Below are 26,476 nucleotides of genomic sequence, written 5' to 3' on the forward strand. Positions count from 1 at the left end.
ACCGGTCGCGGCCACGAGCGCCACGCAGGGCGGCGCGAGCGCGGCCGAGGGCGCGGCCCAGGGCGGGGCCGCGTCGAACGGCAAGCCGGCGGCGAGCGCGCCGCGCGATCCGGCCGTGCGCCGAGTGCGGCCGTGCGAACAGGATGCCGCGTGCGAGCACGCGCTGTTCGACCTGAACCGCTATTACCAGAAGCTGCGCCGCAAGATGCCGGCGCATTCGGCCGCGACGCTGGTGCGCGCGCAGCGCGCGTGGGTCGCGTTCCGCGATGCGACGGCGCCGCTCGTCGGCGAGGACGGTCGCGTCGACCTGATCGGCGCGCGCATCGCGACGATGAAGGGGCTGTCGGAGACGGCCGGCAACAAGTAACAGCCGTCGCGACGCCGGTCGTTCGGCGGCAAAACGAAACGGGCACCCGAGGGTGCCCGTTTGCATTTGGCGGCGTGCGATGCGCCGCGTTTCGCGCGCGCGCCTATGCGGGCCGTTGCGGGTCGTACCGGCCGAACCACGACGGCACGAGCGCGACCGCATCGTCGAGCGATGCGAGCACGTGCAGGCTCAGCGCGACGATCTCGGGCGTCGGCGCCTTCAGGTCGGGCACCGTGACGACCGACGCGCCCGCGCCGGCGGCCGACTGCGCGCCGAAGTCGCTGTCCTCGAACGCGACGCACGTATGTGCCGGCACGCCGAGGCGTTCGGCCGCGAGCCGGTAGACGGCCGGGTCGGGCTTGCCGCGCGCGACTTCGTCGCCGCCCGCGATCGCGCGGAAGAACGGCAGCACGCCGACCGCGTCGAGCCGCGCGCGGATCACGTCGCACGCGGACGACGACGCGACCGCGCACGGAATGCCGGCTTGCGCGAGCGTGTCGAGCAGCGCGAACGCACCGGGCTTCAACGGGAACTTCGGATGGGGCTCGGGCGACGCAAGCTGTTCGCGTACGCGGATGCGCACGGCGTCGAACGTATCGGGATTGCCGATCAGTCGCGCCAGGATGACCTGGCCTTCGGCGAACGAGCGGCCGACGATCTGCAGGTAGTCGGTGGCCGTCAGCGCGACACCGTGCGCATTCGACACGTCGATCCACGTGTTCATGATGGTCCGCTCGGAATCGACGAGCAGGCCGTCCATGTCGAAGAGTGCGGCGGAAAAGGTCATCGGCGACATCCGGGAAGCGGGGCAGGCAATGGGCGGCGCGACGGCCGCCCGAATGAACGACGGACGCCGAAGGCGTCCGTCCGGAACAGCGGGCTTACCGGCCGAGCGCGGCGCGGGCAGCCTTGACCGCCGCACGCACCTGGTCGGGTGCGGTGCCGCCCGGATGGTTGCGGCTGGCGACCGAACCCTCGAGCGTCAGGTAGCCGAACACGTCGTCGCCGATCAGGTGCGCGACGTTCGGCAGTTCCTGCTTCATCTCGTCGAGCGTCAGGTCGGCGAGATCGATGCCGCGGTCGTCGCAGATCCGCACCGCGTGCGCGACGGCTTCGTGCGCGTCGCGGAACGGCAGGCCGCGCTTCACGAGGTAGTCGGCGAGGTCGGTGGCGGTCGAGAAGCCCTGCAGCGCGGCTGCGCGCATCGCGTCCGGCTTCACGGTGATGCCCGCTACCATTTCGGCGAAGATCCGCAGCGTGTCGGCGACGGTGTCGACCGTGTCGAACAGCGGTTCCTTGTCTTCCTGGTTGTCCTTGTTGTACGCGAGCGGCTGGCCCTTCATCAGCGTCAGCAGCGCCATCAGGTGGCCGTTCACGCGGCCCGTCTTGCCGCGCGCGAGTTCCGGCACGTCCGGGTTCTTCTTCTGCGGCATGATCGAGCTGCCCGTGCAGAAGCGGTCGGCGATGTCGATGAAGCCGACGCGCGGGCTCATCCACAGCACGAGTTCCTCGGAGAAGCGCGACACGTGCGTCATCACGAGCGCGGAGGCCGCCGTGAATTCGATCGCGAAATCGCGATCCGACACGGCGTCGAGCGAGTTCGCGCAGATGCCGTCGAAGCCGAGCGTCTTCGCGACCGCGTGACGGTCGATCGGGTAGCTCGTGCCCGCGAGTGCGGCCGCGCCGAGCGGCAGGCGGTTCACGCGCGTGCGGCAGTCGCGCATGCGCTCCGCGTCGCGCGAGAACATCTCGACGTACGCGAGCAGGTGGTGGCCGAACGTGACGGGCTGCGCGACCTGCAGGTGCGTGAAGCCCGGCATGATCGTGTCGGCGTTCTGCTCGGCGAGGTCGAGCAGCGCGCCGCGCAGGTCGTTCAGCAGGCCGCCGATGCGGTCGATCTCGCCGCGCAGCCACAGGCGGATGTCGGTCGCGACCTGGTCGTTGCGCGAGCGGCCCGTGTGCAGGCGCTTGCCGGCATCGCCGATCAGCGCGGTCAGGCGCGCCTCGATGTTCAGGTGGACGTCCTCGAGGTCGAGCTGCCATTCGAATTCGCCGCGCTCGATCTCGCCCTTGATCTGCGCCATCCCGCGTTCGATCGCGGCCAGGTCGTCGGCGCTGATGATCTTCTGCGCGGCGAGCATGTTCGCGTGCGCGAGCGAGCCGGCGATGTCGACGAGCGCGAGGCGCTTGTCGAAAAACACCGACGACGTATAGCGCTTGACCAGCTCCGACATCGGTTCCGAGAAGCGGGCCGACCAGGCCTCGCCCTTTTTGTGCAGTTGGGACGTCATGGCGATTCTTCGAAGGGGAGTTGGGCGGCGTGCGCCGCCGAGGGAATCCCGCGATTCTAACATTTGCGGGCCCGGCGGCCGGCGCGGGCTAGCGGGGCGTGCAGGTCAGCGGGCCGATGCGCGGCAGCGTGCCGTCGTCCGGCCGCCGGTACGCGAATTCGACGCCGCAGCGGCGTCCGCCGCCGGAAATCTCCAGATGATTGTCCGCGGCGAGGCCGTCGACGAACGTGAGGCCGTCGTAGCCGACGATCGTGCGCTGGCCGCTTTCGACGTGCAGGACGTCGAGGCCGGGCGGCAGCGGCGCGCCGTCCGGCGTGCGCAGCGCGATCGACGCCGCGCGGTAGCGCGTGACCGGGAAGCGCGCGAGCACGCCCGAGCGGGCCTGCGGCACGACGTCGAGCGTCGTGTCCGCGATGCGCGCATCGGCCGGCAGCGTCGTGCCGTCGATCGCGACGCGATTGTGCTGGTACGCGCTCAGATCGGGCACCAGCAGGTAGCCCGTGCGGTCGGTCTCGCCGATCGGCCGGTTCTGGTGCAGCACCGGCACGCGCCCGGCATCGGTCGACACGAGGGCGAAGCCGTCGTCGATGCGGCGCGACGTCAGCAACTGGCCGTTCATCAGCACGAGCGCGCCGGTCACGTCGACCGACGCGTCGCGCTGCCCGCCGAACGACTGTCCGAGCAGCGTGACCTGGCCCGCGCGGCCCAGGTATTGCAACTGCCCCTGGCCGTAGCGCAGCGGGCCGTTTTCGCCGGCCTGCACGTTCCAGCCGAAGCCGCCGTCGTAGTCGGGCGCGCGCGACGCGCTGACCGCGCGGGTCGACTCGCCGTTCTGCCGGCCGACGCTCGCCGCGATCGACGTGTTGTCGCCGAGGCCGACGCTCAGGCTGACGAAGAAGCCGCGCGCGTTGTGCTGCCGGAAATCCTGGAATGCGCTGACGGTCATCGACGCGAGCATCCCGACGTTGACCGACCACGCCGCCGAGCCGATCCGCGACGCAGGCGCGCCCGGGTATTTGAGGCCGAGATAGCTGAACGACAGCGTCTGCGCGCGGAGGAACGGGAACGACACCGTCACGCGGTCGCTGACGGTCGCGACCGGCGTGCCTTCGCGCGCGCCGAGGTCGCCGTAGCCGCCGAACGCGCGCAGCGTCTGCGCGTCGACCGAGAAGCGCGGCGTCACGTACTGGTAGCCGAGGCCGGCCTGCGCGCCGGAGAAGCGCCCGGCGCCGACGGCCAGCGACGCGTTCGCGACGCCCCCGCCGCCGATGCGCGCGAGCACGCCCGCGCCGACGTTGTAGACGCCGCTCGTCGCCTCGGCGTGTGCCTCGGCCGTCAGCCGCTCGGTGACGCCGTAGCGCACCGATCCGCTCGCGGCCGGCGTGCGCGCATAGTCGAACGCGTCCTGGCCGTATGCGCGGCGCAGGAAGCCCGCCTCCACCGAATAGCTGGCTAGGCCGGGCGCGAGCAGGCGCGTGTCGACGTAGAGCGGGATCGACGTGGCGATCGTGCGGCCGAGCGCGTCGCGCGTGATCACCGTCGCGTTGCCGGCGCCGGTGATGCCCGGCACGCTATTGATCACGAACGGGCCGCCCGGCACGTTGCCGCTGAACTGACGCACGTTGTTCACGTACAGGTCGACCGCCGACGGCACGACCGCGCTGCCCGACAGCGCCGGCACCGGGAAGGTCACGAGATCGGGGCGCAGGCCGAAGTTGCTGCGCCACTGCACGCCGCCGATGCGCAACGAGCGGGTCCACGACAGCGACGACGAGATGGTGTCGCCGAATTGGGTCGTCGTGAGCGTGCGCGGGTCGGACACCGTCCACGACGTGTCGTAGCGCATGTAGCGCTGCCCGTCGCGACGGAAGTAGCCGATGCCGGTGTTGCTGAACACGCCGGCCGGATCGAAGTAGCGCGCCTCGGTCCACACCGCGAGCGGCGCATGCGCGGCGGTCTGCGCGTATGCGTCGTAGTTCAGCACGATGCCCCGGCCGGACGTCGCGGGCGGCGTGGCGGCGAGCCCGCGCGCGTCGAACGTGTGCGGAATGCGCAGCGCGTCGGGCACGTGCAGGTCGATCGTCTGGCGGCCCGGATCGTAGTCGTAGCGCAGGCCCGCGAGCGCGTCGAGCGCGACCGGCGTGTTCGACAGCGGCTGCGCGCGGTCGCCGCTTGCGATGCCGAGGTCGTTCAGGTCGGCCGACGCCGCGAACAGGTGTCCGTCGACCTGCCGGAAGCGCGCGATCCGGTGGGTCGGCTCGCCGTTGATCGACACGTCGAGGTACAGCACGCCGGGCTCCGGGGCGGCGGAAGGGGGCAGCTCGGGGGCCGGCTGCGCGCCTGCGGTGCCCGCGCGCAGCGCCAGCGTGAGGGCTGCGAGCCACGCGTAGCGCCTGGCTGGCGTCGTTCGATGGGCATGTCGCGTCGTCGGCACGCGCAACGGGGCGGGAGGGCGCCAGCGCCGGATTCAGCGCGGCGTCAGCCGGGCCTCGACGGGTTGCGTGTTCACCGTCGCGCGGACTTTCACGAACGGCGACGGGCGCGCGTCGAGCTTGAGCGGCCAGTGCGTAGCCGAGCAGCCCGCGCGCGACTTCGTGCGCGTTGCCGTGCGCATCGACGAGCTGTACCGCGGAGAGCTGCGCGCGCCGGCCGCCGAGATTCGCGACCGACAGCCGCAGGCCCTGCGAATCGGCCTCGATACGCCAGTCGAGCTGCGGCGGGGTGGGCGGTGCGACGGGTTCGACGAACACGGGCACCGAGTAGCGCACGCGGATCGTGATGCCGTTCTGGGCCGGTGTGCCGGGCGCGGGCAGCTCGTCGATCAGCACGCGATAGCTTTCCTCCGTGGCGGGGCTCGCGCGCGTGGTGCGCACGAGGCGGATCAACTGCTCGGCGTTCGCGCCGATCTGCAGCAACGGCGGCGACGCGGCGAGCGAATCGGTCGGCGTCAGCACGTCCTCGCCGTTCTCCTGGGTCCAGCGGAACGTGCGCACCTGGCCGTAGATCGGCTGCACGCCCGAATTGCTGAGCGTGACGCCCGCCGCCGCGACCGACGGCGACAGCTCGAGCGTTACCGGAGAAATCTGCAGCGTCGCGGCCGGCGCGGTTGCAGCCGACGCGGCGCACAGCGCGGCGACAAACCGGGGGCCGATCGCCACGGCGGGTCAGAAGTAGACGGTCGCGGTGACGGTGGCCTGGTAGGTGTCCGGTGTCGGGGTGGCTTGCGTCTGCACCTGGCCGTATACGTTGAGCGTCTGGGCGGAGCCGTTGCCGGTGCCGCCGACGGTGTCGGTGCCCTGCGTGTTCCCCCAGATCGTCGTGTGGCCGCTGTCCTGGAACAGCTGGAAACCGACCGTCGTGCCGGTGTTGCCGCTGGTCGTGCCGGCCATCAGCCGCGCGCTGACCGTCGAGCCGGAGACGCCGCCCGCATCGAGCCCGACGTTGTAGGGCGTCGTGTTGCTGCAGGTGATGGAGAGCGTGGTCTGCTGGTTGATCGCGGCCGTCAGTACGCCCGAGGTGCCGAATGCGAGCGCGTTCGCGTTGACCGCGCAGTTCGCCTGGATGGTCAGCGTGACGTTGAATTGCGCGGTGGCCGTGCCGTTGGAATAGACGGCGGCGGCGACAGGGCGCCAGGCCGGGGTGAGTGCGATGGCCGCCGCGATGGCGGTGGACAGCCCGTGACGCGTGATGGCGTTCATTGTGATGGTCTCCAGCCGTTCAGGGAGTGTCGCCCCGGCCCGCGGTGCCCGAACCGCGTGATGCGCCGCCGTGTCGACGGAACCGCATATTCGTCTGACTAGACTACTCTAAGCATTTGGTTGCATGCAATGGTAGAAATGCTGACTGGTTCGCATTTTCTGCATATTGTGCAGGCGGGCGGCTTGATCTGGATCAACAGTAGGGGGCGGCAGGTGGGCCGCCACCGTAACGAACGCTTTTCCGTGGGGAAAACCATGACAGAGCAGCGGGTCTTGCGGGCATACCGGTATCTGCATCGGGTGGCGTGCTGGCTGCTGGCCGCGCTGCTGTGCGGGCCGTGGCTGTCCGCGCAGGCGGACAGCTGCACGGTGAGCGCGCAGACCACGAGCTTCGGTTCGGTCAGCCCGATCACGCAGGCAGCGTACACGACGACCAGCACGGTGGGCGTGACGTGCACGTGGGATACGTTGAGTCTCAACACGACCGCGCTGGTCTGCCTGAATCTCGGCGCCACGAGCCCGCGCGCGATGACGAACGGGGCCAACCAGATGCAGTACGACCTGTACCAGGACAACGGCTATACGCAGGTCTGGGGCGCGGTCGCCAGCGGCACGACGCCGATGTCGGTCACGCTGGCGAAGCCGGGGATCGGCACGAGCGCGAACGCGACCCTGACCGTTTACGGCCGCATCGCGCCGAACCAGCCGACCGTGCCGAGCGTGAACAACAGCAGCACGCTGTACTCGCAGACGTTCGCCGGGAACCAGGCGTCGTACAGCTACAACTTCGCGCTGCTCGGCATCCAGCTGGTGCCATGCACGTCGCAGGCGTCGGCGGGCACGTTCGCGTATTCGACGAACGCGACCATCGTGAACAATTGCTTCATCAGTGCGACGAATGTTGCGTTTCCCGCAACGGGCGTGCTCGCGTCGGCGCTGACGGCGAGCGGCTCGATCAGCGCGCAATGCACGAACGGCGATGCGTTCCAGATCGCGCTGAACGGCGGCAGCAGCGGCAACGTGGCGGCCCGTACGATGCAGCGCTCGGGCGGCGGCGGCTCGGTAGGCTATCAGCTCTACCAGGACAGCGGCTTGACGACGCCATGGGGCGACGGCACCGGCGGCACGTCGATGGCGACCGGCACCGGCAGCGGGTTCGCGCAGGCGCTCACCGTCTACGGCCGCGTGCCTGCGCAGGCGACGCCCGCGCCGGGCAACTACAGCGACACGATCACCGCGACGATCAGTTTTTGAGCCGGCTCAGTCGCGCACCAGCACGACCAGCTTCAGGTCCTCGCGGTGCGCGGGTTTCAGCGTGATTTGCTGGTACACGAGGCGGCCGTCGGCCGGATGGTCGAATTCGCGCAGGCCGCCTTCGCGCTCGAACACGTCCTGCGACGCCCAGTACTGCGCGAACGCGTCGCTGCCGGCGGTCAGCGCGTCGATCAGCGCGCGGGTCGGCGCGTCGGCCAGGTGGCGGATCGAATCGGCGCGGAATTCGGCCGCGAGCCGCCGCGCGCGGGTTTCCCAGTCGACGATCAGCGTGCGCGCGGCCGGCGACATGAACGTGAAGCGCAGCAGGTTGCGGTCGTGCTCGCCGTCGAGCCAGCCGGAAAACAGCGCGGCGGCCGGCGCGTTCCACGCGAGCGCGTTCCATTGCCGGTCGAGCACGTACGCGGGTGTCGCGATCGCCGCGACGGTCGCGGCGAGCGTCGGCGGCAGGTCGCCGCCCGCGACGTCGGGCTCGGCCGGATCGCGCTGCGCGGCCAGTTCGAACAGGTACGCGCGCTCGGCCTTCGACAACTGCAGCGCGACGGCGATTCGCGCGAGCGCGTCGGCCGACGCCGACACCGGGCGACCCTGTTCGATCCACGTGTACCAGGTCGGGCTGACGCCGCACAGTTGCGCGACTTCCTCGCGCCGCAGCCCAGGCGTGCGGCGGCGCGGGCCGGGCGGCAGGCCGACGGCCTGCGGCGACAGCCGCTCGCGGTGGGCGCGGATGAATTCGCCGAGCGCGCGGGCGGGCGTGGCGTCGAGCGGAGGGACAGAGGCGGAGGACGGCTGGTTCATGCGGAAACGGCGAAATGGGGGCGAGGATGCTGCAACGATCAGACAGGTGTATCGAATACCAGAATAACTACTTAACTTGTACTGGTACAAACGCAAGCCTATTGTAGCGGCTCGCGCGCTGGCAGGCAGCGGGCGTCCCACAAAACGCGTTGCAGGGGCCGGATGCGAAGCATGGGGCCGGAGTAAGTGCTGAAGCACCTACTCCAGCCGACACAAGCGCTGAAGCGCCCACCCCGGTCGACAGCACAAAGGAGCGAACGATGAAACACCACGAGCAGGTCGCCGACGCATTCGGCACGACGGCCGCCGCCTATCTGACGAGCACGGTCCACGCGACGGGCGCCGATCTGCAGACGCTCGCCGACGCGGTGCGTGCGACGCCCGATGCCGCGGTGCTCGATCTCGGCTGCGGCGCCGGCCACGCGAGCTTCGCGGTCGCGCCGCACGTGCGCGACGTGGTCGCATACGATCTCGCCGCGCCGATGCTCGCGACCGTCGACGCGGCCGCGCGCGAGCGCGGGCTCGCGAACATCCGCACGCAGCAGGGCCCGGCGGAACGGCTGCCGTTCGACACGGCGACGTTCGACTGGGTCGTGAGCCGGATGAGCGCGCACCACTGGCACGACATGCGCGCGGCGCTCGCCGAGGTGCGCCGCGTGCTGAAACCGGGCGGCCGCGTGCTGATGATCGACATCGCGGGCAACGACCATCCGCTGCTCGACACGTACCTGCAGGCCGCCGAAGTGCTGCGCGACGCGTCGCACGTGCGCGACTACCGCACGGACGAATGGCTCGCGATGTTCCGCGATGCCGGTTTCGATGCGCACGTGCACAGCCGCTGGCGGCTGCCGATCGATTTCGATACGTGGGTCGCGCGCATCCGCACGCCGGCCGACAGCGTCACCGGGATCCGCGCGCTGTGGGCGCACGCGCCCGACGAGGTACGCGGCTATTACGCGGTGCAGCCCGACGGTTCGTTCGAGCATGACGCGCTGCTGATCGACGCACATTGACCGGGCCGGCCGGCACGGCACGCCGATGCCCGCCGGCCTCCCGATGAAAAAAAGCCGCGCTACGCACCGTGGGTAAGGTGGCGTAGCGCGGCTTTTGCGATGCCGGCCGGTGCGGAACGGGCCCGCGCCGCATGCGGATCAGCCCGTGTTGCGCAGGCCGGCCGCGATCCCGTTGATCGTCAGGTGAATCCCGCGGCGCAGCCGCGCGTTCGTGTCGCCCGCGCGGTGGCGCTTGATCAGCTCGACCTGCAGGTGATTCAGCGGATCGAGATACGGGAAGCGGTTCTTGATCGAGCGCGCGAGCAGCGGGTTGGTCGCGAGGCGGCCTTCGTGCCCGGTGATTTCCGCCAGCGCGTTCGACGTGCGCTCCCATTCCGCGACGATCCGCTCGAACACGTGCTTGCGCAGCTTGCGGTCGGAGACGAGCTGCGCATAGCGCGACGCGACCGCGAGGTCGGTCTTCGCCAGCACCATGTCCATGTTCGACATCAGGTTCGAGAAGAACGGCCAGGTCTTGTTCATCTTCTTCAGCAGCGCAACGCGCTTCGTACGTTCGGCTTCATCCTGCGCGCCGTCGAGATACGCGCTCACCGCGCTGCCGAAGCCGTACCAGCCCGTCAGCAGCAGCCGGCACTGGCCCCACGAGAAGCCCCACGGAATCGCGCGCAGATCCTCGATCTTGCGCTGCTTCGGATCCTGCAGCTTGCGCGAAGCCGGGCGGCTGCCGATGTTCAGCTCGGCGATCTCGGTGATCGGCGTCGACGAGAAGAAGTAGTCGGTGAAGCCCGGCGTTTCGTAGACGAGCGCGCGGTACGCGGCCATCGCCGAGTCGGACAGCGTCTGCATCGCGGCCTCGAACGCGGGCAGTTGCGCGGGCGCGTTCGACTGCGGCAGCAGCGATGCCTCGAGGGTCGCGGCGACGACCGTCTCGAGGTTGCGCCGGCCGATCTCGGGGTTCGCGAACTTGCTCGCGATCACCTCGCCCTGTTCGGTCAGGCGGATCTGGCCGTTCACGGTGCCCGGCGGCTGCGACAGGATCGCCTGGTAGGTCGGGCCGCCGCCGCGGCCGACCGTGCCGCCGCGGCCGTGGAACAGCCGCAGCGTGATCTTGCGGTCGCGGAACAGGTCGACGAGCGCGAGTTCCGCGCGATACAGCTCCCAGTTCGACGTGAGGAAGCCGCCGTCCTTGTTGCTGTCCGAGTAGCCGAGCATCACTTCCTGCTCGGCGCCCTGGTGCGCGATCAGCGCATCGACGCCCGGCAGTGCGAAGTATTCGCGCATGATGCGCGACGCGTCGCGCAGGTCGGGGATCGTCTCGAACAGCGGAATCACCATCAGGCTGTTCCTCGCATGGCCGCCGGGCACGCCGAGCGCGCCTTCGAGCAGCCCCGTCTCCTTCTGCAGCAGCAGCACCTCGACGAGGTCGCTGACGGTTTCCGTATGCGAAATGATGTAGTTGCGCACCGCGCGCGCGCCGAATTGCGCACGCACCTCGCGCGCCTTCTCGAACACGCCGAGCTCGCTTTGCGCGAGCGCCGAGTATTCGAAGTACGGCGAGCGCAGCGGGCGCGGGTCGGCGAGCGCGGCGAGCAGCACGCGGAGCTTGTCTTCCTCGGCGAGCGCCGCGTAGTCGGCCTCGACGCCCGCGCGCGCGAACAGCTCGGCGACCACCGCTTCATGGATGTCGGAGCTCTGGCGCAGGTCGATGCTCGCGAGATGGAAGCCGAACACCTCGGCGGCACGCACGAGCGGCGCGAGGCGAGGCGCGGCGAGCGACGTGCCGTGGTGTTCGTCGAGCGACGCGGTCAGCACCTTGAGGTCGGCGACGAACGCTTCGGAATCCGCATACGGGATCGCGCGCACGGGCGGCGCGCCGCGGCCCGCGCTGCGCACGGGCACCGTGCCTTCGCCCAGGCGCACGCGCGCGCTCGCGGCGAGCCGCGTGTAGATGCCGATCAGCGCGCGGCGATACGGTTCGTCGACGCGGTGCGGCGACTGGTCGGGCGATGCGGCCGCGAGCGCCTTCACGGCGTCGTTCGCACCGACCAGCAGGTTCGACACCGACAGCTCGGCGCCGAGCTTGTGCACCTGTTCCAGATAGTGCTCGAGGATCACCGCGGCCTGGCGGTTGATCGCCTCGTCGAGCGTCGTCGCCGTCACGTTCGGGTTGCCGTCGCGATCGCCGCCGATCCAGCTGCCCATCTGGAAGAACGCGGGCACGCGCGCCTGCAGGCCGTGCTCGGCGAGCGCGGCCTCGATGTCGCCGTACAGCGCGGGCAGCTCGTCGAGGAACGTCGCGCGGTAGTACGACAGCGCGTTCTCGATCTCGTCGCCGACCGTCAGGCGCGCGTCGCGCAGCATGCGCGTCTGCCACAGCGCGGTCACGCGCGCGCGCAGCATCGATTCGTTGTGCTGGCGCTCGCGCGCGGTCAGCTCCTGGTCGCGCTCGGCAAGCAGGCGGGCGATGTCGTGCTGCGCGTCGAGGATGCTCTTGCGCTGCACTTCGGTCGGGTGCGCGGTCAGCACCGGCACGATCAGCGCATCGTCGAAGAAGCGCTGAAGCAGGCGCTTCGATGCGTTGCCGGTCGTCTTGAGCTGATCGAGCGCGTAAGCGACCGTGCCGGGCTGCGGCGCGGAGCCGGCCAGCGCGTGGATGCGGCGGCGGCGGTTGTGGTGGCGGTCTTCCGCGATGTTCGCGAGATGCGAGAAATAGCTGAACGCGCGCACGACGCTCACCGTCTGCTCCGGCGTCAGCTTGCGCAGCTTCTTCTCGAGCGTCTGCGCGGCTTCGCTGTCGTCCTCGCGGCGGAACTTGACCGCGGTCTGGCGGATCGTCTCGACGACGTCGAACACGGTGTCGCCTTCCTGCTCGCGCACGACGTCGCCGAGCAGGCGGCCGAGGAAGCGGATGTCCTCGAACAGCGGGCGGTCCTTGTCGTCGCGCGTGCGCGTGCCGGACTTCGGCGCGCGGGCAGCCGGGCCGGCGGCTGTCGTCGCGCGTTTTGTCTGACGTATCGGGTCTTTCGGTTTCGTTGCCGTTTTCGCACGGCCGTTCGCGGCGATGGCGACGGTGTCCGTCGGGGCGTCGGAGGAGGACAGGGCAGCATTGCGGCGCGCCGTACGCGCCGATCCGGAAGACTTCACGATGGGTTTCCTTGGGAAAGCTCGAGTCAAAAGGAACTGCGGAAACTGCGGAACTGCGGTCAAGCAACCAGCTACGTGCGGCACATCCGCGCATCGGCGCCGCGACCCGCGCAGCGGCCGGCCGGGCGCAGGCTCCGGGCCCGGGCGGGCCGGGGCGTGCGTGCTACCATTGTTCGATCTTCAATCCCGTCCTTCGATGTTCCAGCAATGAATTCCGAGACCCTTGCGGCCGGGCCGCAACAGGCACAGCCGCCCGCGACGTTGACGATTGCTTCGCGCGAGAGCCGCCTGGCGATGTGGCAAGCCGAACATGTGCGTGATGCGCTGCGCAAATTATATCCAGCTTGTGACGTGAAAATCCTCGGGATGACGACCCGCGGCGACCAGATTCTCGATCGCACGCTGTCGAAGGTCGGCGGCAAGGGGCTGTTCGTGAAGGAACTGGAGAATGCGCTCGCCGACGGCCGCGCCGATCTCGCCGTGCATTCGCTGAAGGACGTGCCGATGGCGCTGCCCGACGGCTTCTCGCTCGCCGCGATCATGGAGCGCGAGGATCCGCGCGACGCGTTCGTGTCGAACGACTACGCGTCGCTCGACACGCTGCCGGCCGGCGCGGTCGTCGGCACGTCGAGCCTGCGCCGCGAAGCGATGTTGCGCGCACGCTATCCGCATCTCGACGTGCTGCCGCTGCGCGGCAACCTCGATACGCGCCTCGCGAAGCTCGACCGCGGCGACTACGCGGCGATCATCCTCGCGGCCGCCGGCCTGAAGCGCCTCGGCCTCGACGCGCGGATCCGCGCGCTCATCGACGTCGAAGCCAGCCCGCCCGCGGCCGGCCAGGGTGCGCTCGGCATCGAGATCGCCACGCACCGCGACGACGTCGCCGCATGGCTCGCGCCGCTGCACGATCCGCGGACCGCGCTCGCGGTCGAGGCCGAGCGGATGGTGTCGCGCGCGCTCGGCGGCAGCTGCGAGGTGCCGCTCGCCGCGCACGCGGTGTGGCGAGCGGGCGAACTGTACCTGACGGGCCGCGTGTCGACGACCGACGGCAAGCGCGTGCTGACGGCCGACGAGTGCGCAGCCGTCGTGACCGTCGCCGATGCGCTCGCGCTCGGCCGCGCGGTGTCCGACGAGCTCGAGGCGCAAGGCGCGCTCGACATCGTCAAGGCGCTGCTCGCCGGCTCGCAGGCCGGCAAGGGCGACGCCTGATGGCGGGCGGCGCGCGCGCGTTCACCGCCGTCCTGACGCGCCCGGACGGCCAGTCGGACGCACTCGCGTCGCAATTGGCCGATGCCGGCTGCGACGTGCTCGAATTCCCGCTGATCGATATCGCGCCGGTCGACGATCCGGCGCCGCTCGACGCCGCGTTTGCGGCGCTTGCCGACTACGCGCTCGTGATTTTCGTGTCGCCGAACGCGATCGACCGCGCGCTCGCGCAGTACGGCGCGATCTGGCCGAACGCGCTGCCGGTCGGCGTGGTCGGGCCCGGCAGCGTCGCGGCGCTCGAGCGGCACGGCATCGCGGCGCCCGCGCATCGCGTGATCGCGCCGCAGGCGCCGGCCGACGGCGGCATGCCCCATTACGATTCGGAAAGCCTGTTCGCTTGCATCGAGGCCGCGTTCGGCGGCGCGCAGGCGCTGGCGGCCAAGCGCGTGCTGATCGTGCGCGGCGACGGCGGGCGCGAATGGCTCGCCGACCGGCTGCGCGAGGCCGGCGCGGACGTCACGCTCGTCGCCGCGTACCGGCGCGTCGTGCCCGAGCCGCGCGTCGGCGCGTGGGAGCGCGTGCACGCGCTGCTCGACGGCGAACCGCATGCGTGGCTCGTCACGAGCTCGGAAGGCGTGCGCAACCTGCACGAACTCGCGCGGGCGCACCTGAACGATGCCGAAATCGACGCGCTGAAGCATGCGCCGCTCGTGACGCCGCACCCGCGGATCGAGCAGACCGCGCGCGCATTGGGTTTTGATAGGATTACGCTGACCGGCGCGGGCGATGAGCGCATCGTCCGCGCGTTTCGAACGATGGCCGACGAGGCCGTCCAACCGGCGACAGCCGCACCGGTGACTAAACGCATGACAGATACCAACGATTCCAAAAGCGTCGCTTCCCAGCCGGCCGCTGCATCCGCACCGCCGTCCAGTCCCCCTTATCTCGCGCCCGAGCCGCGCGCGCGCCGCGGCGGCAGCGCGCTGCTGTGGTTCGTCGTCGTCGTGCTCGGCTGCGCGGCGGGAGTCGGCGGCTATGCGCTGAACCGCAAGATCGACCGGCTCGACGGCACGTTCGTCGCGCGCCAGAAGGCGCTCGACGCGCAGACGGCCGAGACGCGCATGAAGACCGAGCAGGCGCTCGCGAGCACGCACCAGGTCGACACGCAGCTCGCGCAGCTCGACGGCAAGCTCGCCGACGCGCAGAGCGCACAGCATGCGCTGCAGCAGCAATACCAGGACCTGTCGCGCAACCGCGATGCGTGGATGCTCGAGGAAGTCGACCAGATGCTGTCGAGCGCGAGCCAGCAGCTTCAGCTGACGGGCAACACGCAACTCGCGCTGATCGCGCTGCAGAACGCCGACGCGCGCCTCGCGGCGTCGCAGAGCGCGCAGGCCGTCACGGTGCGCAAGGCGCTCGCGCTGGACATCGAAAAACTGAAGGCCGCGCCGGCGGCCGATCTCACGGGCCTCGCGATCAAGCTCGACGACGCGATCGGCAAGATCGACGCGCTGCCGCTTTCCGGCGAGGCGATCGTGCCGCACGCGGCGCCGAAGGCCGCGCCGGCCGACGCCGCATCGCCGGCCGTGGCCGGCGAGCCGCGCTGGAAGGTCTGGTGGCACGACTTTTCGGCCGGTCTCGGCCAGCAGTTGAAGGGCCTCGTGCAGGTGCGCCGGATCGACAACGCGGACGCGATGCTCGCGTCGCCCGACCAGGGCTACTTCGTGCGCGAGAACGTGAAGCTGCGCCTGCTCACCGCGCGGCTGTCGCTGCTCGCGCGCAACGACAGCGCGATGAAGGCCGACCTGCACGCCGCGCAGGCGTCGCTCGGGAAGTATTTCGATCAGGCGTCGAAGGACATGCAGACCGTCGAGGATCTGCTCAAGCAGGTTGACGGCGCATCGCTGACGGTCGCGGTGCCGAACCTGAACACGAGCCTGAACGCCGTTCAGCAGTTCAAGAGCCGGGGGTAACGATGACGCTTCGAGGAATCGTCTGGCTCGCGGTCCTGTTCGCGATCGCCGCGGCGCTCGCCACCGTCGGCCGTTTCGACGCGGGGCAGGTGCTGCTCGTCTATCCGCCGTACCGGGTCGACGTGTCGCTGAACCTGTTCGTGATCGCCATCGTCGTGCTGTTCATCGTCGTGTATGCGCTGCTGCGCATCGTGCGTAACATCTGGCGCATGCCGCAGCGGGTCGCCGCGTATCGTGCGCGCTCGCGCAACGAGAAGGCGCAGGCGTCGCTGCGCGATGCGATCGCGAACCTGTACGCGGGCCGCTTCTCGCGTGCGGAGAAGGCCGCGCGTGACGCGCTGTCGGTCGACGCGAACCTGGGCGCCGCGAGTCTCGTCGCGGCCACCGCCGCGCACCGGATGCACGAGTACACGCGCCGCGACGACTGGCTGTCGAAGGTCGACGCGCCCGAATGGCAGGACGCGCGGCTGCTCGCCGCGGCCGACATGCGCGCGGACGCGCGCGATGCCGACGGCGCGCTCGCCGCGTTGGCCGACCTGCAGGCGGGCGGCAAGCGCATCCATGCGCAGCAGGTCGCGCTCCGCGCGCAGCAGCAGCTGAAGAACTGGGCCGAGGTGCTGAAGCTCGCGAAGGCGCTCGAGAAGCGCGAGGCGCTGCATCCGGCCGCGGCCGTGCGGCTGCGCCAGCAAGCTGCCGAGAACCTGCTGCGCGAACGCCGGCATGATCCGGACGCGTTGCTCGAGGTGTGGCAATCGCTGTCGCCGGTCGAGCGCCAGTCGCCGCGTCTTGCCGATCTCGCCGCCGATCTGCTCGTGTCGCTCGAGCGTCGCAACGAAGCGCGCCGCATCGTCGAGGAAGCGCTCGCGCATAACTGGGACGCACGCCTGCTGCGCCGTTACCCGGACACGGCCGGCGCCGACGCGCTGCCGTTGATCCAGAAGGCGGAAGGGTGGAAGAAGGATCACCCGGAGGATGCCGACCTACTGTTCGCGCTCGGCCGTCTCTGCCAGCAGCAGCAACTGTGGGGCAAGGCGCAATCGTTCCTCGAAGCGGCGCTGAAGCTGGCCGACAACGAGGCGCTGAAGGTGCGTACGCATCGCGCACTTGCGCGCTTGTTCGAGCAGCTCGGCGAAACCGACAAGGCCGCGAAGCACTACCGCGAAAGCGCGCTCGCGATTACCGTGGTCTGACGCGGGCCGCGGCCGCCTGCCGAGGGCGGCCCGCTGCGCTGCGCCACATGCCCCGAACGCCGGATGGCCTTCGGGGCATTTTCTTGTCCGATGCGAACCGGCGCCGAGCGCGCCGCACGCTAGGCGCCGAGCCTGCGCAGCAGGTCGTCCTCGTTCGCGACGAACCACACCGATTTCCCGCGATTGGACTCGCGAACGAGCGCGCGAAGCGCTTCGCTGCGCGTGAGCCAGCGGTCGATGTCGCCGACCACGCCGAGCCGGACGCCGTAGTTGACGAGTTTTTGCAGCACCGCGCCGGCCAGTCCGCTGTCGAGCCGGTAGAAATCGTCGTGCAGCGCGTCGGCGGGGACCGCGACCCAATCGGCCTCATGCTCGTGCGCGAGCGCGACGAGGTCGAGCGCATCGCTTTCCCGCTGCACGAGGCCGGCGGAAGGATCGCGGATCAGCACGCGGCTGCCGGCTGCCTGAACGATTCGGTGGGGCATGCGGGTTGGCTCCGTCGTCATGATCGTTACGCGCCGCGCATCATTTGTCGACGAGCCGCTTCGGCACCGACAGCGCGAGCAGCCCGCCGAGCACGAGGAACCCCGCGAGCATGTACATACCCGCGTCGTTGGCGCCCGTCGCCTGCTTGAGCCAGCCCATCAGGTAGGGGCTCAGGAAGCCCGCGAGGTTGCCGATCGAGTTGATCATCGCGATGCCGGCCGCGGCGGCCGCACCGCCGAGGAACGCGGTCGGCAGGCTCCAGAACAGCGGCAACGTCGTCAGGATGCCGATCGTCGCGAGCGTGAGGCCGAGCATCGCGAGCGCGGTCTGGTGCGCCCAGATCACCGACAGCACGAGCCCCAGCGCGCCGATCGCGGCCGGAATCGCGAGGTGCCAGCGGCGCTCGCGGCGCTTGTCCGCGCTGCGCGCGATCAGGATCATCGCGACCACTGCAGCCGCATACGGAATCGCCGACAGCAGGCCGATCATGAACGTGTCGGTGACGCCCGTCGCCTTGATGATCGTCGGCAGCCAGAAGCCGACGCCGTAGAGCCCCATCACGAACGAGAAGTAGATCAGCGCCATCAGCCACACGCGCGGGCTCGACATCACGGCGCCGAGCGGCAGGTCTTCCTTGGTCGCTTCCTCCGCGTCGACGTTGCGCGCGAGCAGCGCTTTTTCGTCGTCGGTCAGCCAGTTCGCCTTCGCGATCCGGTCGTCGAGCTTGAGAAACACGACCACGCCGACCAGCACCGACGGGATGCCTTCTAGCAGGAACAGCCATTGCCAGCCGTGCCACCCGCTGATGCCGTTGAACGCCTTCAGGATGAAGCCCGAGAGCGGCCCGCCGATCACACCGGACAACGCGACTGCCGTCATGAAGAAGGTCGTCATCCGGCCGCGCCGGTGCGCGGGATACCAGTAGGTGAGATACAGGATCACGCCGGGGAAGAAGCCGGCTTCGGCGAGCCCGAGCAGGAAGCGCATCACGTAGAACATCGTGGGCGTCGTGACGAACATCGTCAGGATCGAGATCACGCCCCACGTCGCCATGATGCGTGCGATCCACACGCGCGCGCCGACCTTGTGCAGGATGATGTTGCTCGGTACCTCGAAGAGGAAATAGCCGAAGAAGAAGATCCCGGCGCCGAGCCCGTAGACGGTGTCGCTCAGGTTCAGGTCGCTTGCCATCTGCAGCTTCGCGAACCCGACGTTCACGCGGTCGAGGTACGCGACCACGTAGCACAGCAGCAGGAGCGGCGTAAGCCGCCACGACACCTTGCGGTAGGTTGCTTCCTCGAATGCGCCGGACGAACCCGGCAGCGACTGCGTAGATGTTGCCATGTTGTCTCCTGTCGACCCAGGTTGGCGCTTTAGCGTTTACTTGGATCGCATGCTTTGCGGTTTTTATGGTTGACCGGAGCCGATACATCGGCCCTTGATCCGGTTTCGTGCGAAGCAATACATGAATGCCGTGCCGGCCGGTGAATCCCGACGCGGCACGCGAACAGCCCGGTACGGCTAGATGCAGCGCCCGCCGTCGACTTCGAGGCAGACGCCCGTGATGAATTCGGCCTCGTCGGACGCGAGGTAAAGCGCCGCGTTCGCGATGTCCTGCGGTGTCGAGAAGCGGCCGAGCGGGATCGTCGCGAGGAAGCGGCTGCGGTTGTCGGGCGTGTCCTCGCAGCCCATGAATTCGGTCATCAGGGCCGTCTCGCCGAGCACGGGATTGATGCAGTTCACGCGGATGCGGTCGGCGCCGAGCTCGGCCGCGAGCGATTTGCTCGCGGTGATCATCGCGCCCTTCGTGCTGTTGTACCAGACGAGGCCCGGGCGCGGCCGCACGCCGGCCGTCGACGCGACGTTCACGAACACGCCGCCGCCCTGTTTGCGGAAGTACGGAACGAAGGTCTGCACGCACCAGAACAGGCTTTTCATGTTGACCGCGTACACGCGGTCGAACTCGGCTTCCGTCACGTCGAGCACCGGCTTGTTGCGGTGCGTGGTGCCCGCGTTGTTCACGACGATCTGGACCGAATGGAAATCGTCGAGCGCGGCTTGGAGCAGCGTGTGCCAGTCGTCCTGCTTCGACACGTCGCCCGCCACCGCGATCGCCTTGCCGCCCGCGAGCGCGATCTCGCTCGCGACGCGCTCGGCCGCCGCGCCGTTCAGGTCGTTGACGACGACGTTCGCGCCTTCGCGCGCATACGTCTTCGCGATGCCTTCGCCGAAACCCGAGCCGCCGCCTGTGACGATTGCCGTCTTGCCGCTCAACCGCATGGTGTGTCTCCTGTGCTGGTTATGAGAGTCGTCGTGTTGTGCGATGCGGCCGGCCGCTGCCGGCCGCGTTTCGCGCGCCGCGCGTTCAGCCGTGCCGGATCGCGATCGTCTTCAGCGCGGTAAAGCCGTACAGCGCCTCGAAGCCTTTTTCGCGGCCATGGCCCGAGTGACCGACACCGCCGAACGGCAGTTCGACGCCGCCGCCCGCGCCATAGTTGTTGATGAATACCTGGCCTGCGCGCAGGCGCCGCGCGACACGCATCTGGCGCGCGCCGTCGCGCGTCCAGATGCCCGCGACGAGGCCGTACGGCGTGCCGTTCGCGAGCGCGACGGCTTCGTCTTCATCGACGAAGCGCATCGCGGCGAGCACGGGGCCGAACACTTCCTCCTGCGCGAGCCGGTGCGACGGCGGCACGTCGCGCAACAGCGCGGGCGCCTGGTAGAAGCCGCTTTCGGGTGCGTCGGCGACGACCTGCCCGTGCGCGGCCATCGGAATGCCGTCGTGCTGCGCGTCGGACAGGAAATCCCACACGCGCTGCTGCTGCTTCGCGTTGATCAGCGGGCCGCAGTCGAGATCGGCGCGGCTCGGGCCGACGCGCAGCCCGTTGAACGCGGTGGCGAGGCGCTCGACGAGCGGCTCGTAGACCGCGCGCTCGATCAGCACGCGGCTGCCGGCCGAGCAGGTCTGGCCGCCGTTCTGCACGATCGCCGACACGAGCACGGGCAGCGCCGCTTCGAGGTCGGCATCGGCGAACACGATCTGCGGCGACTTGCCGCCGAGTTCGAGCGTGACCGGCACGTGGTTCTCGGCCGCCATCTGCGTGACCAGCTTGCCGGTGGCCGGCGAACCCGTAAACGAGATGTGGTCGATGCCCGGATGCCGTGCGAGCGCGGCGCCGGCTTCATGGCCGTAGCCGGTGACGATGTTGAGCGCGCCGGCCGGCAGCCCGGCCTCGGCGGCCAGCTCGGCGACGCGCAGCACGGACAGGCACGCATCCTCGGCCGGCTTGACGACGCACGCGTTGCCGGCCGCGAGCGCCGCGCCGACGCTGCGCCCGAAGATCTGCATCGGGTAGTTCCACGGCACGATGTGGCCCGTGACGCCGTGCGGCTCGCGCACCGTCAGCACCGTATAGCCGGCCTGATAGGGGAGGGTTTCGCCGTGCAGTTTGTCGGCGGCGCCCGCGTAGAACTCGAAGTAGCGCGCGAGCGCGGCCGCATCCGCGCGCGCCTGCTTCAGCGGCTTGCCGGTGTCGCGCGCCTCGATCGCCGCGAGTTCCTCGATGGAATCGGCCACGCGTGCCGACAGCCGCATCAGCACGCGGCCGCGCTCGGCGGCGCTCGCGGCGCCCCATGCGCCCGCGAATGCGTCGCGGGCCGCGGCGACCGCTCGCTCGATGTCGGGCGCGGTGCCGCGCGCGATCGTCGCGAACGGCTGGCCGTCGGACGGATCGACGACCGCGATCGTTTCCAGTTGCGCGGGCAACGTCCATTCGCCCGCGATGAAGTGCTTCGCCTCTTCCATGCCAGCTCCTGTCGACCCGAGTCAGCGCTTTAGCGCTTACGCTGGTCCCATGCCTCGCGGTCGACCGGCGCCGGCGCTTCAGCGCCGATGCCGATCCCATCCAACGCCGCCTGTCGTTCGACGGCCGGGCATCCGGAGCGATTATCGCGCCGATCGTCATCCGGACGCCACCGATCGATTGGCTATAATGGCGCATTCCGTTGAGGGACGCCTGCGGCGGTGCATCGGCCGCGGCGCCCTGTCCCGAATTCCCATCGACCTACAGAGAGCGCTCATGAGCTTCAATCATGTTCCGGCCGGCAAGGACCTGCCGCAAGATTTCAACGTGATCATCGAGATTCCCGCGCAAAGCGATCCGGTGAAGTACGAGGCGGACAAGGAGCTGGGCCTCCTCGTCGTCGACCGCTTCATCGGCACGGGCATGCGCTATCCGGTGAACTACGGCTACATCCCGCAGACGCTGTCGGGCGACGGCGATCCGGTCGACGTGCTGGTGATCACGCCGTTCCCGCTGCTCGCCGGCTCGATCGTGCGTTCGCGCGTGCTCGGCATGCTGCAGATGACCGACGAGTCGGGTGTCGACGCGAAGCTGGTCGCGGTGCCGCACGACAAGATCTGCCCGATGACGGCGAACCTGAAGTCGATCGACGACGTGCCCGAGTACCTGAAGGACCAGATCAAGCACTTCTTCGAGCAATACAAGGCGCTCGAGAAGGGCAAGTGGGTGAAGGTCGAAGGCTGGGCCGGCATCGAAGCCGCGCACAAGGAAATCACCGACGGCGCCGCGAACTACAAGAAGTAAGCGGCGCGCCGGCCAACGGTCGGTTCGTGCGAAACGCAAACCGCGCGTGTCTCCTCAGGAGGCCGCGCGGTTTTGTTTTGCGCGCGCGGTTTTCTTGCGAGCGGAAGGGGAGGCGGGCAGGGCGGTGGTGGTCGGCGCGTCCTTCGCGCCCGTCGTGCGTTTGGCGTGTCGAGGGGCAGCGGAGACCACGGTGGCTTCGGCGGTTTTCGTCGCCGACGGAGGGCGGCGCGCCGGCGCGGGGCCGGTGGCGTCGCGTCCGTTCGTGACGGGCTTGCCGTTGGCCGCCGGCGCTTTGCTTTTCGACGACGGGGACGCGGCCTGTTGGTCTTTTTTCGACGATGCGCCGCGCGACGCGGTCTTTTTCACGACCGCATCGCCGTCGTTCTTCGCGCGCTTCGCGACCGGCGCGGCTTTTGCCGCCTTTGGAGCCTTAGCGGCTTGTCGGGTCTTCGCGGTTTTTGCAGACTTGATGGCTTTCTCGGCTTTCTCGGCTTTCTCGGCTTTCTCGGCTTTCTCGGCTTTCTCGGCAGGTTGCTTCATTTCAGCTGTTTTCGTCGCGCTATCGACGCTCTCCGCCTTTGCCTTCACCTTCTTCCGCCCGCGCGCACCTGCCTTCAACCCGGCAACCTCACCGTTCCCGTCGACCGTCAACCCTGCCGGCAGCACCGATTCCAGCGTCCGCAACCCGGCCGCCAGCTCACGCTTCTGCGCAGGCGTGAGCCGTTTCACCCAGTATTCGGCGCGCGACGCGCTCGACCGGTCGGGCTGCGGAAACGACGCGAGCACCGCGCGAGGCTTGCGCGAGCGCGTGTAGCGCGCGCCCTTGCCGGCCGCGTGCTCGTCGAAGCGCGCGGCAACGTCGGTCGTGATGCCCGTGTAAACGCTGTCGTCGGCGCATTCGATCAGATACAGAAACCAGGACATGGCAGGGCGGCGGGATGCGAAGCCGCCAGTGTCTCAGAAAAGTTGCGCGTCATCGCAGTCCGTCGCCGTGCCCGTCGCGGAAGCGGCTCGGCGCCGAGCCGAGTTCGCGCGTGAAGAAGCGCGTGAATGCGCTCGTCGAACGGAAGCCGACGCGCACGCCGATCTCGCCGATCGGCAATTGCGTATTCAGCAGCAGGTCGCGCGCCTCGCCGAGCCGCGCCTGCGCGACGAGCGCGTGAAAGCCGACCGCTTCGCGATGCAGCCGCCGGCGTAGCGTCCAGCGCGACATCGCGAAGCGTGTGCACACGTGCTGCATCAGCGTGTCGGTCGGCACGTCGGCGTCGTCTGAGGTACGCAGCCAGTCGCGCACGCATTGCTCGACGGACGAGCCGAACGTCGAGCGCACGCGAACCCGGTCGCGCGCGGCGTCGGCCGCATGACGCTGGATGCCGGCGAGCGGTGCGTTGTAGCGCTCGAACGGCGTGTCTAAGCGTGCGGAGCGCAGCACGATGCGGTTGTGGGCGGTGTCGAACGACACCGGCGCACCGAGCATGTCGCGCAGCGCGGCCGCGGGCGCGAACGCACGGCCGGCGAATTCCGCGTCGTCGACGCGCACGTGCGGATCGTACAGGCGCGCGAGCGCCGCGAGGATCGCGAGGTTCGCGAGCGCGCTGCCCGCGTGCCGGCCGTCTCCTTCGTTCACGTATTCGAGCGCGATCGCATCGCCGTGCTCGTGCGCGAAGATCCAGTCGACGTTGCCGATCAGCTCGCGATAGTGCAGGTAACCGTGCAGCGCGTCGCGCAGCGTCGCCGCGTTGCACGTGACGCCCGCGAGCTCCGGGAACGGCACGAGCCACGGCACGGCCTGCGGCGGCGAGCGGTACCAGGACAGCGGCCACGCGCTCGTCAGCCGCATCGCGGCGACGTGCCGGTCGCCCGCGATGCGGCGCATGTCGTCGGCGAGTTCGGCCGGCCCGATGCCGAGCGTCTCGTAAAGCGGCACGATGTCGATGCCGTTCGCGCGCGCGTCTTCGCACAGCCAGCGGTAGATCCGGACGGATACCGATTTCTGTCGCAACTCCATGTCTGTCTCCCTGTCGTCATGCCGTTCGGGTTTGTCCCCGCTGCGAGAGGTCAACGCATGCTCCTGCCGGTCAAGCGTGGTGACCGGTCGATTTTTAGACTCGGACGCTGGAGTGTGGCGACAAGTACAACAGATCGATTCAGGAGGATCAATGAAAACTTCGCTGTTCCGGTGTTCGACGATCGCGTCCGCGTGCGCGCTCACGGTGTTGCTCGCGTCGTGCGGCGGCGACGACATCCAGCCGGGCCCGTCCGCGTCGGCCGACGCGGATGCCGCGGCCGACCAGCGCGCGGCCGCGCTCGTCGCGCAACTGACGACCGACGAAAAGCTGCAGCTCGTGCACGGCACGGGCCTGCCCGCGCTCGACCTGGGCGGGCCGTTTCCGGCCGATGCGCTGAACGGCGCGAGCTACATCCCGGGCGTGCCGCGGCTCGGCATTCCGGGCGTCAGCAGCGCCGATTCGGCGGGCGGCGTGAACGTGAAGAATGCGCGCGTGACCGCGCTGCCCGCACCGGTCGCGCTCGCGGCGACGTGGGACCCGGCGCTCGCGGGCACCTACGGCAAGCGCATCGCGCTTGAACTGCGCGCGCTCGGTTTCGCGGAAGGGCTCGGCGGCGGCGTGAACCTCGCGCGCGAGCCGCGTAACGGCCGCACGTTCGAATACATGGGCGAGGATCCGGTGCTCGCGGGCACGCTGAGCGCCGCGCGCACGAACGCGACGCAGGCGCAGAAGGTGATCGTGACGATCAAGCACTTCGCGTTCAACGACCAGGAAACCAACCGGATGACGATCGATTCGGTGGTCGACGAGCGGACCATGCGCGAGGCCGAGCTGCTCGCGTTCGAGATCGGCGTGAAGGACGGCCAGCCGGGCAACGTGATGTGCTCGTACAACAAGCTGAACGGCGTGTATGCGTGCGAGAACCCGTATCTGCTGACGACGGTGCTGAAGAACGAGTGGGGCTTCAAGGGCGTCGTGCAGTCGGACTGGGGTGCGACGCACTCGACGGTCGCGGCCGTACAGGCGGGGCTCGACGAGGAACAGCCGGGCGCGGCCGACGACGGCAACGCGCCGCTCGGTTCGTACTTCAATACGAAGCTGCGTGCGGCGCTGCAGGCCGGCAGCGTATCGGTCGCGCGGCTGAACGACATGGTGCAGCGCAAGCTGCGCACGCTGATCCGCATCGGCGTGATGGACGCGCCGCCGAAGCCGGGCGGTGCGATCGACGAAGCCGCCGGCAACGCCGATGCGCTCGCGATCGCGCGGCAATCCGCGGTGCTGCTGAAGAACGCGGCCGCGCCCGGCGATGCGCAGCCCGTGCTGCCGCTGGCGGCCGGTGCGCTCAAGTCGGTAGTCGTGATCGGCGGGCATGCGGATGCGGGCGTGCTGTCGGGCGGCGGCTCGGGCGCGGTGCCGGCGATCGACGGCAATGCGGTGACGGCCTGCCAGCAGCCGGCCGACACGCTGTTCGGCGGCTGCGCGACCTGGTACAAGTCCGCGCCGCTCGCGGCGATCCGCGCAAAGGCGCCGAACGCGTCGGTCAGCTATCTCGACGGGACCGACGCGAACGCCGCCGCGAACGCGGCCGCGCAGGCCGATGTCGCGATCGTGTTCGCGACGCAGTGGCAGACGGAAGGGCTCGACCTGGCGAGCCTGTCGCTGCCCGATGCGAAGGCCGATCCGTACAACCAGCAATACGACCAGAACGCGCTGATCGCCGCGGTCGCGGCGAAGGCGAAGCGCGTGATCGTCGTGCTCGAGAACGGCAGCCCCGTGCTGATGCCGTGGCTCGCGAACGTACACGGCGTGCTCGACGCGTGGTACCCGGGCGTGCAGGGCGGCCAGGCGATCGCGGACCTGCTGTTCGGCGACGCGAACCCGTCGGGCCGGCTGCCGCTGACGTTCCCGAAGCAGGAGGCCGACCTGCCCCAGCCGACGATCGACCCGGCGAGCCAGCAATCGGTCTATGCGGAAGGGCTCGCGTACGGCTACCGCTGGTTCGACGCGAAGGCGATCGAGCCGCTGTTCCCGTTCGGCTACGGGCTGTCGTACACGACGTATGCACTCGCCGGGATGACCGCGCAGGCCGACGCATCGGGCAACGTGACGGTCGGTGCGACCGTGACGAACACCGGCGCGCGGGCCGGCGTGCAAACGGTGCAGATCTACGCGGCGCTGCCCGCCTCGCTCGGCGAACCGCCGAAGCGGCTCGTCGGCTGGACCAAGGTCGCGCTGCAGCCGGGCGAAGCGCGCACGGTCAGCGTCGTGGTGCCGGCGCAGCGGTTTGCGACCTGGGACGTAGGCACGCATGCATGGCGGGTGAGCGCGGGCAGCTATACGCTCACGGCCGCTGCGTCGTCGCGCGATCCGCAGGCGCTGTTGCAGGCGGTGTCGCTCGCGGCGCGCTGACCGGCCGCGTCAT

General features: G+C 69.6%; 20 protein-coding genes and 1 pseudogene. 8 read left to right on the top strand and 13 right to left on the bottom strand.

The annotated features are described in order from the left end of the window. Positions 1–367: lysozyme inhibitor LprI family protein (locus tag GD429_RS35480; protein WP_152864266.1), on the top strand; the 367-nt coding region annotated here is incomplete at its 5' end. Positions 368–470: 103 nt separating this feature from the next. On the opposite strand, the gene GD429_RS35485 is transcribed toward GD429_RS35480, so the two are convergent. From GD429_RS35485 to GD429_RS35505, 5 genes and pseudogenes are all read right to left on the bottom strand, one after another. Continuing rightward, a complete protein-coding gene (locus tag GD429_RS35485) occupies positions 471–1,154 on the bottom strand; it encodes an HAD family hydrolase (protein WP_152864268.1) in 684 nt (227 codons plus the stop codon). A 94-nt stretch (positions 1,155–1,248) separates the two neighbouring features. After that, positions 1,249–2,658: an argininosuccinate lyase gene (argH, locus tag GD429_RS35490; protein ID WP_152864270.1), complete on the bottom strand. Its 1,410-nt coding sequence runs from the start codon at positions 2,656–2,658 to the stop codon at positions 1,249–1,251. Between the two features lie 88 nt (positions 2,659–2,746). Then, the gene (locus GD429_RS35495) at positions 2,747–5,092 is read right to left on the bottom strand and encodes a fimbria/pilus outer membrane usher protein (protein WP_415748973.1); all 2,346 of its coding nucleotides are present in this window, start codon (positions 5,090–5,092) and stop codon (positions 2,747–2,749) included. Positions 5,093–5,125: 33 nt separating this feature from the next. After that, positions 5,126–5,816 (bottom strand): annotated as a pseudogene (locus GD429_RS35500) (molecular chaperone). 6 nt (positions 5,817–5,822) lie between these two features. Beyond that, entirely contained in the window at positions 5,823–6,356 is a 534-nt protein-coding gene (locus GD429_RS35505) for a spore coat U domain-containing protein (protein WP_152864274.1), read from the bottom strand. A 255-nt stretch (positions 6,357–6,611) separates the two neighbouring features. Here GD429_RS35505 and GD429_RS35510 point away from each other — a divergent pair, with 255 nt between their 5' ends. Further along, complete coding sequence (locus tag GD429_RS35510; RefSeq protein ID WP_152864276.1) at positions 6,612–7,610, top strand: spore coat protein U domain-containing protein; 999 nt, start codon at positions 6,612–6,614, stop codon at positions 7,608–7,610. Between the two features lie 6 nt (positions 7,611–7,616). Here the strand turns inward: GD429_RS35510 and GD429_RS35515 are convergent, their stop codons facing one another. Beyond that, positions 7,617–8,426 (bottom strand): helix-turn-helix transcriptional regulator, encoded by an 810-nt coding sequence (locus GD429_RS35515; RefSeq protein WP_152864278.1) that lies wholly within the window; start codon positions 8,424–8,426, stop codon positions 7,617–7,619. A 260-nt stretch (positions 8,427–8,686) separates the two neighbouring features. Between GD429_RS35515 and GD429_RS35520 the strand changes: the two genes are divergently transcribed. After that, positions 8,687–9,439, top strand: coding sequence for a class I SAM-dependent methyltransferase (locus GD429_RS35520; RefSeq protein WP_152864295.1), 753 nt, complete (start codon positions 8,687–8,689; stop codon positions 9,437–9,439). A 138-nt stretch (positions 9,440–9,577) separates the two neighbouring features. Here the strand turns inward: GD429_RS35520 and ppc are convergent, their stop codons facing one another. Then, positions 9,578–12,583 (bottom strand): phosphoenolpyruvate carboxylase, encoded by a 3,006-nt coding sequence (ppc, locus tag GD429_RS35525; RefSeq protein WP_321575099.1) that lies wholly within the window; start codon positions 12,581–12,583, stop codon positions 9,578–9,580. Positions 12,584–12,790: 207 nt separating this feature from the next. Between ppc and hemC the strand changes: the two genes are divergently transcribed. Genes hemC through GD429_RS35540 form a run of 3 tightly spaced genes read left to right on the top strand, consistent with a single transcriptional unit; the run spans position 12,791 to position 16,952 of the window. After that, positions 12,791–13,792 carry a hydroxymethylbilane synthase gene (gene hemC / locus GD429_RS35530; RefSeq protein ID WP_152864299.1) on the top strand — a complete coding sequence of 334 codons (1,002 nt, stop codon included), beginning with the start codon at positions 12,791–12,793 and terminating at the stop codon, positions 13,790–13,792. Then, complete coding sequence (gene hemDX, locus GD429_RS35535; protein ID WP_152864301.1) at positions 13,792–15,762, top strand: fused uroporphyrinogen-III synthase HemD/membrane protein HemX; 1,971 nt, start codon at positions 13,792–13,794, stop codon at positions 15,760–15,762. The genes hemC and hemDX overlap by 1 nt, the downstream gene beginning before the upstream one ends. Positions 15,763–15,764: 2 nt before the next feature. Then, positions 15,765–16,952 carry a heme biosynthesis protein HemY gene (locus tag GD429_RS35540; RefSeq protein WP_152864304.1) on the top strand — a complete coding sequence of 396 codons (1,188 nt, stop codon included), beginning with the start codon at positions 15,765–15,767 and terminating at the stop codon, positions 16,950–16,952. 119 nt (positions 16,953–17,071) lie between these two features. Here the strand turns inward: GD429_RS35540 and GD429_RS35545 are convergent, their stop codons facing one another. The 4 genes from GD429_RS35545 to GD429_RS35560 form a co-directional block, all read right to left on the bottom strand. Next, positions 17,072–17,437, bottom strand: a complete 366-nt coding sequence (locus GD429_RS35545) for a DUF4180 domain-containing protein (protein WP_152864306.1) — start codon at positions 17,435–17,437, stop codon at positions 17,072–17,074. 40 nt (positions 17,438–17,477) lie between these two features. Continuing rightward, a complete protein-coding gene (locus GD429_RS35550) occupies positions 17,478–18,782 on the bottom strand; it encodes an MFS transporter (RefSeq protein WP_152864308.1) in 1,305 nt (434 codons plus the stop codon). Between the two features lie 177 nt (positions 18,783–18,959). Further along, complete coding sequence (locus tag GD429_RS35555) at positions 18,960–19,718, bottom strand: SDR family oxidoreductase (protein WP_152864310.1); 759 nt, start codon at positions 19,716–19,718, stop codon at positions 18,960–18,962. Between the two features lie 85 nt (positions 19,719–19,803). Continuing rightward, positions 19,804–21,243, bottom strand: coding sequence for an aldehyde dehydrogenase family protein (locus GD429_RS35560; RefSeq protein WP_152864312.1), 1,440 nt, complete (start codon positions 21,241–21,243; stop codon positions 19,804–19,806). 274 nt (positions 21,244–21,517) lie between these two features. Between GD429_RS35560 and ppa the strand changes: the two genes are divergently transcribed. Beyond that, positions 21,518–22,045 carry an inorganic diphosphatase gene (gene ppa / locus GD429_RS35565; protein ID WP_034178734.1) on the top strand — a complete coding sequence of 176 codons (528 nt, stop codon included), beginning with the start codon at positions 21,518–21,520 and terminating at the stop codon, positions 22,043–22,045. Positions 22,046–22,099: 54 nt separating this feature from the next. Here ppa and GD429_RS35570 read toward each other — a convergent pair whose 3' ends face one another. Then, positions 22,100–22,969 carry a GIY-YIG nuclease family protein gene (locus GD429_RS35570; protein WP_152864314.1) on the bottom strand — a complete coding sequence of 290 codons (870 nt, stop codon included), beginning with the start codon at positions 22,967–22,969 and terminating at the stop codon, positions 22,100–22,102. 49 nt (positions 22,970–23,018) lie between these two features. Next, on the bottom strand, positions 23,019–24,053 hold the full coding sequence (locus tag GD429_RS35575; protein WP_152864316.1) for a helix-turn-helix transcriptional regulator: 1,035 nt from the start codon (positions 24,051–24,053) through the stop codon (positions 23,019–23,021). Between the two features lie 151 nt (positions 24,054–24,204). Between GD429_RS35575 and GD429_RS35580 the strand changes: the two genes are divergently transcribed. Next, positions 24,205–26,463: a glycoside hydrolase family 3 C-terminal domain-containing protein gene (locus GD429_RS35580; RefSeq protein ID WP_152864318.1), complete on the top strand. Its 2,259-nt coding sequence runs from the start codon at positions 24,205–24,207 to the stop codon at positions 26,461–26,463. Positions 26,464–26,476 lie beyond the last annotated feature (13 nt).

Origin of the sequence: Burkholderia sp. BE17, from assembly GCF_009362305.1 — a bacterium.
Lineage (GTDB): Bacteria > Pseudomonadota > Gammaproteobacteria > Burkholderiales > Burkholderiaceae > Burkholderia > Burkholderia pyrrocinia_C.

What these genes read in the sequence shown, in the direction of transcription:
- GD429_RS35485 (WP_152864268.1), bottom strand. Translation starts at nt 1,154, where the DNA reads ATGACCTTTTCCGCCGCACTCTTCGACATGGACGGCCTGCTCGTCGAT.
- argH (WP_152864270.1), bottom strand. Translation starts at nt 2,658, where the DNA reads ATGACGTCCCAACTGCACAAAAAGGGCGAGGCCTGGTCGGCCCGCTTC.
- GD429_RS35505 (WP_152864274.1), bottom strand. Translation starts at nt 6,356, where the DNA reads ATGAACGCCATCACGCGTCACGGGCTGTCCACCGCCATCGCGGCGGCC.
- GD429_RS35510 (WP_152864276.1), top strand. Translation starts at nt 6,612, where the DNA reads ATGACAGAGCAGCGGGTCTTGCGGGCATACCGGTATCTGCATCGGGTG.
- GD429_RS35515 (WP_152864278.1), bottom strand. Translation starts at nt 8,426, where the DNA reads ATGAACCAGCCGTCCTCCGCCTCTGTCCCTCCGCTCGACGCCACGCCC.
- GD429_RS35520 (WP_152864295.1), top strand. Translation starts at nt 8,687, where the DNA reads ATGAAACACCACGAGCAGGTCGCCGACGCATTCGGCACGACGGCCGCC.
- hemC (WP_152864299.1), top strand. Translation starts at nt 12,791, where the DNA reads ATGAATTCCGAGACCCTTGCGGCCGGGCCGCAACAGGCACAGCCGCCC.
- hemDX (WP_152864301.1), top strand. Translation starts at nt 13,792, where the DNA reads ATGGCGGGCGGCGCGCGCGCGTTCACCGCCGTCCTGACGCGCCCGGAC.
- GD429_RS35540 (WP_152864304.1), top strand. Translation starts at nt 15,765, where the DNA reads ATGACGCTTCGAGGAATCGTCTGGCTCGCGGTCCTGTTCGCGATCGCC.
- GD429_RS35545 (WP_152864306.1), bottom strand. Translation starts at nt 17,437, where the DNA reads ATGCCCCACCGAATCGTTCAGGCAGCCGGCAGCCGCGTGCTGATCCGC.
- GD429_RS35550 (WP_152864308.1), bottom strand. Translation starts at nt 18,782, where the DNA reads ATGGCAACATCTACGCAGTCGCTGCCGGGTTCGTCCGGCGCATTCGAG.
- GD429_RS35555 (WP_152864310.1), bottom strand. Translation starts at nt 19,718, where the DNA reads ATGCGGTTGAGCGGCAAGACGGCAATCGTCACAGGCGGCGGCTCGGGT.
- GD429_RS35560 (WP_152864312.1), bottom strand. Translation starts at nt 21,243, where the DNA reads ATGGAAGAGGCGAAGCACTTCATCGCGGGCGAATGGACGTTGCCCGCG.
- ppa (WP_034178734.1), top strand. Translation starts at nt 21,518, where the DNA reads ATGAGCTTCAATCATGTTCCGGCCGGCAAGGACCTGCCGCAAGATTTC.
- GD429_RS35570 (WP_152864314.1), bottom strand. Translation starts at nt 22,969, where the DNA reads ATGTCCTGGTTTCTGTATCTGATCGAATGCGCCGACGACAGCGTTTAC.
- GD429_RS35575 (WP_152864316.1), bottom strand. Translation starts at nt 24,053, where the DNA reads ATGGAGTTGCGACAGAAATCGGTATCCGTCCGGATCTACCGCTGGCTG.
- GD429_RS35580 (WP_152864318.1), top strand. Translation starts at nt 24,205, where the DNA reads ATGAAAACTTCGCTGTTCCGGTGTTCGACGATCGCGTCCGCGTGCGCG.